This is a genomic window from Candidatus Brocadiia bacterium (genome assembly GCA_041658285.1).
Classification (GTDB): Bacteria; Planctomycetota; MHYJ01; order JACQXL01; family JACQXL01; genus JBBAAP01.
The window spans coordinates 93,765-101,260 of record JBBAAP010000009.1; the positions used below are offsets into that span (position 1 = coordinate 93,765).

At 41.0% G+C, this 7,496-nt stretch carries 6 protein-coding genes; 1 reads left to right on the forward strand and 5 read right to left on the reverse strand.

Annotated features, from left to right (window positions below):
* Nucleotides 1-267: 267 nt before the first annotated feature.
* Complete coding sequence (locus tag WC980_08670; GenBank protein MFA5795116.1) at nt 268-1,233, forward strand: hypothetical protein; 966 nt, start codon at nt 268-270, stop codon at nt 1,231-1,233.
* A gap of 15 nt (nt 1,234-1,248) precedes the next feature.
* Here the strand turns inward: WC980_08670 and WC980_08675 are convergent, their stop codons facing one another.
* From WC980_08675 to WC980_08695, 5 genes are all read right to left on the reverse strand, one after another.
* Complete coding sequence (locus WC980_08675) at nt 1,249-3,573, reverse strand: tetratricopeptide repeat protein (protein MFA5795117.1); 2,325 nt, start codon at nt 3,571-3,573, stop codon at nt 1,249-1,251.
* Nucleotides 3,574-4,208: 635 nt separating this feature from the next.
* Nucleotides 4,209-4,721 carry a hypothetical protein gene (locus WC980_08680; GenBank protein ID MFA5795118.1) on the reverse strand — a complete coding sequence of 171 codons (513 nt, stop codon included), beginning with the start codon at nt 4,719-4,721 and terminating at the stop codon, nt 4,209-4,211.
* 28 nt (nt 4,722-4,749) lie between these two features.
* A complete protein-coding gene (locus WC980_08685; GenBank protein MFA5795119.1) occupies nt 4,750-5,679 on the reverse strand; it encodes an RHS repeat-associated core domain-containing protein in 930 nt (309 codons plus the stop codon).
* 122 nt (nt 5,680-5,801) lie between these two features.
* The gene (locus WC980_08690) at nt 5,802-6,758 is read right to left on the reverse strand and encodes a HEAT repeat domain-containing protein (protein MFA5795120.1); all 957 of its coding nucleotides are present in this window, start codon (nt 6,756-6,758) and stop codon (nt 5,802-5,804) included.
* Nucleotides 6,759-6,816: 58 nt separating this feature from the next.
* Nucleotides 6,817-7,496 (reverse strand): RHS repeat-associated core domain-containing protein (locus tag WC980_08695; protein ID MFA5795121.1); only part of this gene is annotated, 680 nt, incomplete at its 5' end.

Sequence of the window (7,496 nt, forward strand, 5' to 3'; positions counted from 1 at the left end):
GCATTGGAAAGAGAACTATTCTCTTCCTCTACCTATACCCGAAAATATGACCAGTTTGTCAGGTTTGTCAGCAAGGAGCGGCTGGGAAAGGGCTAAATATAGGGGTTTGAGACTAATTTGGGAGGTAAAATCTTGGCAGGATTTTTGCGGACATCGGACAAACCACTGACCTGATAGACCCCTTTGTCAGCAGTTAATAGGGTTAATATGAGCTTTGTTAAGGCATTTCCTTGACCAACCCCTATCAAAGAGTTATTTTATAGTTATATGAGTAGAGCATTCTTAATCGGCGCAGGAGCAACAAGGGCGGAATATCCCGGAGCCCCCCTTTCCGATGATTTCTTAAAATTATTGGGCGGTCGTAACCCTGCATTATATCAGAGAATTAAAGAATCGGTCATTCCTCATATAGGAGGTGAGAAACAACTGTATGACGCAAATATTGAAGACCTAATGGACATATCATATAAATTTCCTAAAGAAGTCCAAAATACACTCTTGGATTCGGTTCATTCCGCAATATATGAATTATTAGCTGATACCACTCAAAGTGATGTTGCTTATATTCATAATTACATTAATGGTAACGTAATAAGAGAACCTTCATTATTTAAAACCTTATTGCTTGATGGCCGGTTAAATAAAGATGATTTCTTTATGACCTTGAATTATGATTTATACCTTGATAGGGAGGTACTTCTGATTAATAATGGACGTATTGATTATGGCATAAGAGACGAATTTAAACTATTTGATAACGACATTTCGCTTCGGTTATTACCTGACCAGATTTTTTCAGTTTACCATCTACACGGCTCATTAAACTGGCAACTCACAGGAGATAAAATCACAGTACTCCGTGGGGCAATACGCCCGAAGTATACCAGAGACGGCTCCTCGGTTTGTATTGTTCCACCCGGAAGGAAAGAGCTTAATCCGTCTTTGAAATCAATCTGGGATGTTGCCGAAAGCAGGTTAAAAAATGCCGATGAGTTGATTATAATTGGTTGTAGTTTGAATCCTGATGATATAGAATTAATAGACCTCCTTAAAAAAGGACCTGATAGAATAAAAGTAATAAATTGGGATAAAAGACTATCTCAAGCCACGGCTATAGAAGAAGAAAATGCTGTTAACAGGAATTTAGGAAAACGTTATAGGGCATACCATCATGGATTTAGACTTCATCCCCTTTCCGGGGGCCAAAGGGCATTTGACTTTATCTTTTCGTAGTCGTGCAAGCGAAGGCTATTCTATGGTGCTGTGTTTAGAGGCAAAAAGGCGGATAACCGATTTATAATTGCCGGTGGTTGTGTCCCGGACGATAGCTTTATCAGTAATACCCAGAAGGGCCTGCAATTTCTCGTTCAACCGGTCAACCTGCTTGTAAAAGGCGTTCTTCTTTTTGCGGGTTTCATCCTTGGTTTCGCCTTCCGGCGCCGGTTGGCCGTTGGGCGCGCTAAGGGCAAAAGCCACCAGCAGATTCCAGGCCATAAGCGGCTCGTCGCCCTGGGTGTGCTCAAAACCCGGAAGTTGCGACGGGCTGAATTCGCCTATCTGCAACCATTTGTCCTTGATAAAAACCTCTATTTTGACCGCCAGGTTATTGTGGATAAAACTCATCATTACCTCTTTAGCAACCGGCGGGATAATTTCACCAGATTCTTTGCGAAGTTTCATTATAAGTGTTTTAATATCAACTAAATTAGGCTTGACTATCGGCGGGGCTTTGCGTGTGATTTTACCAAACCCGGGCGGCGCAAATTCCGTCTCAGCCACAAAACGGAATTTCAACCGGCGTTTGGTCTGGATATACTGGCCGGTCTTAGGGTCAAGCGTTTCTTCTACTTCAACTTCTTCAGGAACTCGGATTAATTTACCTAGTTTCTCTGACACGAGATGCTGGGTAGAATCAAATGTCATCATTCCGTCTGCCATCTCGCCAACCTTAGCAAGTTCTGGGGTAAATGGTTTTTCCGCTTCTAACCGTATACGATTTTCCCGAAGAATGCGAATAAGTTCATCGGCTTTAGTGTATTTAAGAGTCACCAAGGTTTCCTTAATTTTATTTATTAAATCATCGGTTTCTTGGGAACTGACTCCAGCAGGATTATCCGGCGGCAGAAGCAATCGGCAGATATCCCGCTTTGTTGCCAATAAAGACAATGCTTCTTTATGATTCTGGTCGGTAAGTTTGACCATACCGCTAAATTGTTCTTTCAGCCCTTCTAAAATAGGCGTTTTATCGGGCAGTTCTGCAGGCTTGCTTAATATCTTTTTAAGTTTAGCGTCTAACGGAATAATCTGAAGATAAATATCAATTAGATGCTCTACATAACGAGTATCCGGTTTAGTCTTTTCACCCAAAGGCAAGTCTTTAAAGTGCTCTTTGGTAACAAGAAAATATTTAGCTGCCTCATCAAGATTATCCTTTTCGTAATAAGAAGCTAATCCCATAGCCCAGGTTTGATAGAATTTTATCATATGCGGCTCGCGAACAATCTGGTCAAAAGCATCAAACGGGCATTTAAGAGCGGATTGAAAACTCTCAGCCGCATCAGTATATCCACGCTGCGCCAGAAGTGTTAATCCTTTGAGGAAATAACCGCGTGACTTTTGCGGTTCAAGGTCAATAGCGCTCTGCAGGTCTTTGAGTGATTGGTCAAACGCCTTTTGACGATAATGGAATTCTGCCCGTTTTAGATAAACCCATGGATTTTGTGGGTCTGCCGAAATCATTTTCTGGTAGGTCTCTAACGCATCATCAAGATGATTTGTTCCCTGATAAAACTCAGCTAATTTGGCATATGCCCAACCGAATTTGGGATTCAATTCTATTGTTTTACGATAATCGGCTAAAGCCTGCTCGTCGTTGCCATATTTCCGGTGGAACTCTGCCCGTTCAAGATATAATTTAGAAGCGTCCGGAGATAATCCAATTGCCTTATCATAATCCGCCAGTGCCTCCTCCTCACGACCGAGCATTTCATAAAATTGCGCCCTGTTAATATACAAATCGGAGTCACCCGGGGCTAACTCAATGGTTTTATTTATGTCCGCTTCGGCTTCGGGGAATTTTGCCCGCGCGAAATAAAATAACGCCCGACGAATATAACCCTCTAGTGATTTTGGATTCAATTCAATTATTTTGTTATAATCCTGAAGGGCATCATTGGATTTATCAAATATCCCATAAATCGAAGCGCGAAATGAATACAAATCGGGATTATCTGGTTTTAAAGACACGGCTTTATCTAAGTCAGCTAGTGCTTTATCGACATCTGCCTTTTTTGGGGATAAAACATATAACCCGCTTCGCAAAAGATACAATTCGGGATCATCTGGATTTAATTCTATTGCTTTATTATAATCAGATAACGCCTGATCGTCTTTACCATCCAAGATGTATAGCCCAGCACGGAAAGAATATAAACGAGCATTGTTAGGATTGGATACGATTTCTTTTGTTATGTCATTTATCGTATATACTGGCTTTTCCCCAGCCTTTCTTTGCAAAAGATTAGCCAGAAAATATACAATAAAACCTTTAATTTCGGGAGGAATCTCTTTCATAATAATACAATAAGGAATAAGAATATTTTATTAGCTGCAAAAATCAAGAAAAGGTGGTTTAATTAGCCTTTACGTATTCAGAGACCACCCCCCACCCCCTCCGGGAGGACTCCCCTCCCCGTATATCCCCCCCGGGTTATTCGGCCTTACCCCACCAGCAAACTTTTATCCCAATACTATAAGACTCTTAGTCCGCAGGTCTAAGTGCCTTAACTTACAGGTAAAAACGACTTAGTCCGCAGGTCTAAGTCCCTTAACTTACAGGCAAAAATGGCCTAGTCCGCAGGTCTAAATCCCTTAACTTACAGGCAAAAATGGCCTAGTCCGCAGGTCTAAGTCCCTTAACTTACAGGCAAAAATGGCCTAGTCCGCAGGTCTAAGTCCCTTAACTTACAGGCAAAAATGGCTCAGTCCGCAGGTCTAAGCCTATTAATTTACAGGCAAAAAGGAATTATCCTAACGGAAGGAGAGTTGGTTTTTGTATTTTGCAGGCTTGTGCACTGGCAATTTTTGTCAATTTACCCTCTAAAAAGCCCAGATTTTAGGCAAAAAGTGACGGTTTTTGTCACTTTGGGAGGTTACACTCTCATTCCTGATGTTTGTCGCACCTACAGGTATGTCCCGCTACATTAAAATCAGTGGTCTGTCCTGCCTCTCCCGCCATGTGAATTAACAGCTTTTACAATGGTTTCCGCCTCTTCCTTAGTTAGGCTAGGACCTGCGAATACCAGTTCAGAGATAGGTGTTGTTACTCTCGGCAATCCCCTAACACATAGAGATTCACCAATAACTAAAAACAACGCCCTTTCATCCTTATTTACAAGAATACTTGTTGCATCCATACTTTTAAATATAAAAAATACTTTGTAGGATTTAACATCTGAATTATATTCCATATAGCAATCCTTAATATCATCTATATCCCAAATGGATTTAACCCCAACTAACTCTTTCACATTTTTGTATTTAATCCATTTGTATCCCTTGGGGGTTACCTGCTCATTGTCTAAAGCCACTGATAAAATATCTTTTGGTGCCTCCAGAAGGAATTCTATTTTTATCGTTTCTTCTCTTGTTTCAAGTCTATTACAGCATGCATTAAAACTCAGCGTAAAAATTATAGCGCAAAATATAAGCATCGGTTTCATTTTTACCTCCTTTTTAATTATAACATTTTTAAGGCACTTGATAATCACACCAGATTTTCCCTTCGTAATTACATTTCACCACCGTCGGAGTAGCCGGGCCATGCCCCGAACTCCAAAAAACGTCATCACATCTCCATGATACATATTGGAATCTATTCATTTTTAATCCTTGTTCATTTTCTACACATCTCCGCGCGCCAACTTGATAAACTAAAGTAGCTGCGCCGCCAATACAAACACTTCCGATTTGAGTCGCACCAGTTCCTGCAATAGGTGCTGCTAAAGACTCACATGAAGTACCTGGCGCAAACTCTGTAATTACTGTTACTTCCACGAAGAACCATTCTTGACAAGATACTTTTCGTTTTTCTTTTTTACTAGTCTGTGATGTACCGTCAAGACGTTCTGTAATTACTATCTCTATATCTGATTTTTTATATTTTCCATAAGTTCCTTGTGTTTTAGTATAAACATCCGGAGACGGAGGTTCTGGCTCCTCATCATCGTTGTTTTGTCCATTTATAGCCTGGAACACAGTGCTGGCATAAACTGTTGGCGCTGTAAGCCATAGCAAACCATACGGGTCTGTATTATTCACAGGGTTACTCCCCACATAGCTATACAAATTCACTCCGCCTTCATATTCTACCGAATCCCTGCCGCTGAATCTTCCAGTAGATGTGTTATACATTCTGGTACGATAATAATACTGCCCACTTTCATTGTCAAGCTCCCTGCCGGTAAACTTATATCTATTGGCCAAGCCGTTGCCGGTCTCTGACTTCATCTCGCCGAAGGCGTAATACTGGTAGTTCTTCTTGAGGACGTTGGATGAGCTGATGATATTCGAAACCGAACCGAGCCCGTCGTGCATATAGTAGTAGGTCTGCCAGTTACTGTCTACATACCTGTTGACATATAGATTATCATCCAGGAACGGGGTAATGTAGGTGGCCATAAGCGCGCCCGTGCCGTCGTCAAAATAGGCGTACCTAACCACGCGGGCCGGGGTCACCAGATGGCAACGGGCCTCCAAAAGGCGGCCTAATACGTCATAGACTGTTCCATTCACAGTCTTTATCATTTAGGTTGTTCGTTAGATTTATCCTCTTTGGACCAGGGGTGGGTCTTGCGGTATTCTTCGGTCGGGATACCAGCCGCCTTGGCTTCCTGGTCAACAACAAAATGCCCCTCTTTTTCAGACCAATATAAATATTGATTATTTGTATTCCACCATAGTTCTAACCTATTAATCTTTTCTTTATCTATTCCGTTGGTTATATCACACCAATCTAATACTCCTATCATCCTTGTAAGATATTGAGCGGCTTTTCTATTCTTAATCCAGTCTTCACGATAATAAGTGTTAATCCAAATATCTTTATCATCAGAATCAAAATCAAATCGAGCTCCCAATAAACCATCTTTCTCATAAAACCTAGCAACCACCATTCGGTCTCCTTGCAGGCGGCGCAGGTTGACAATATCCTTAGCCTCTATTAAAATGCATAATTTAAGTATTATTATTAGATTAGAAATTATGCTTTTATCATTATCATTATGGCGAATTAATAATTCGGTCGCGGCATCCCGAACAAGACCGCTTTTATCCCGAAGAGAGTTACGGGCGTATTCGACTACTTTATCACCCTGTAGTCTTACCAAAGCTCTCCATGTCTCAAGCCTAACCCAAGGATACCCTTCGTTATCATCAGCCTCAAATATTTTTAGAAGTATATCATTTAACTCTTTTTTGACAGATGGATTTTGTTCCAAATAAATCACTCCTGACTTCCCTGTATCATTAAATATCTCAAGTGCAATGCGCCGATAGAAGAGTTTTTTATCCTTAAACCATCCTTTGATATAAGACATTGAGTATTCAGGGTATTGAGACATGCCTGATATATGAGAAGACCCAAAGGTGAATTCGTTTTCACCACGTATAAGTATCATCCAACGGTGATACTGAACTCCTATCCTGCCTCCAACTTGCGGAACAGAAAAAAAGAGAAGCCCCACAAGGATAGCGCCCATAGGAATTAATATCATCCTTGTGACTTTCCGGCTTGGTTTAAATCCCATCTTACTCTACCTATTTTTTCTGTTCCGTATAAAATTCAACACCAGATTCTTTATTACTACTCTTTAGAGTTTCTTCTAAATAAAAAGGTATGGTTGCACCCGGAGCTTTCCATTCACACTTATAATAACACGAACAACTTGAAGGATGTACCCAAAAACCATGAAAATTAATTTCCTTGAGAGGACACTCACCTCTTTTAACTCCGGCGTATATTATATCCATATATTTCGGACATTTACAAGTGGAATAATAGATAGATCCTGTAAAATATTTCTCGGTTGACAAATATTTACATCTTTTTGGAGCATCTTCTGATTTTCTAAGCACCGGTTTAACAGGAGTTTGTGCCATTTGATTCTGTCCAGCGTTTGTTATGTCACGAGGGTCTCCTGGTAGTGGTATGTGTATATCATCAGATGCTGTTGAAGTTGTCGACGAAGATTGTGTGCTATCCGAAGAAGCAACTGTTGGGCCGTTCGCAGCCTGGAATACTGTGCCAGTAGAGGCTGTTGGCGCTGTGAGCCATAATTCCCCAAAGGGGTCTATATTATTCGCAGGGTTGCTCCCCACATAGCTATACAAATTCACTCCGCCTTCATATTCTACCGAATCCCTGCCGCTGAATCTTCCAGTAGATGTGTTATACATTCTGGTACGATAATAATACTGCCCACTTTCATTGTCAAGCT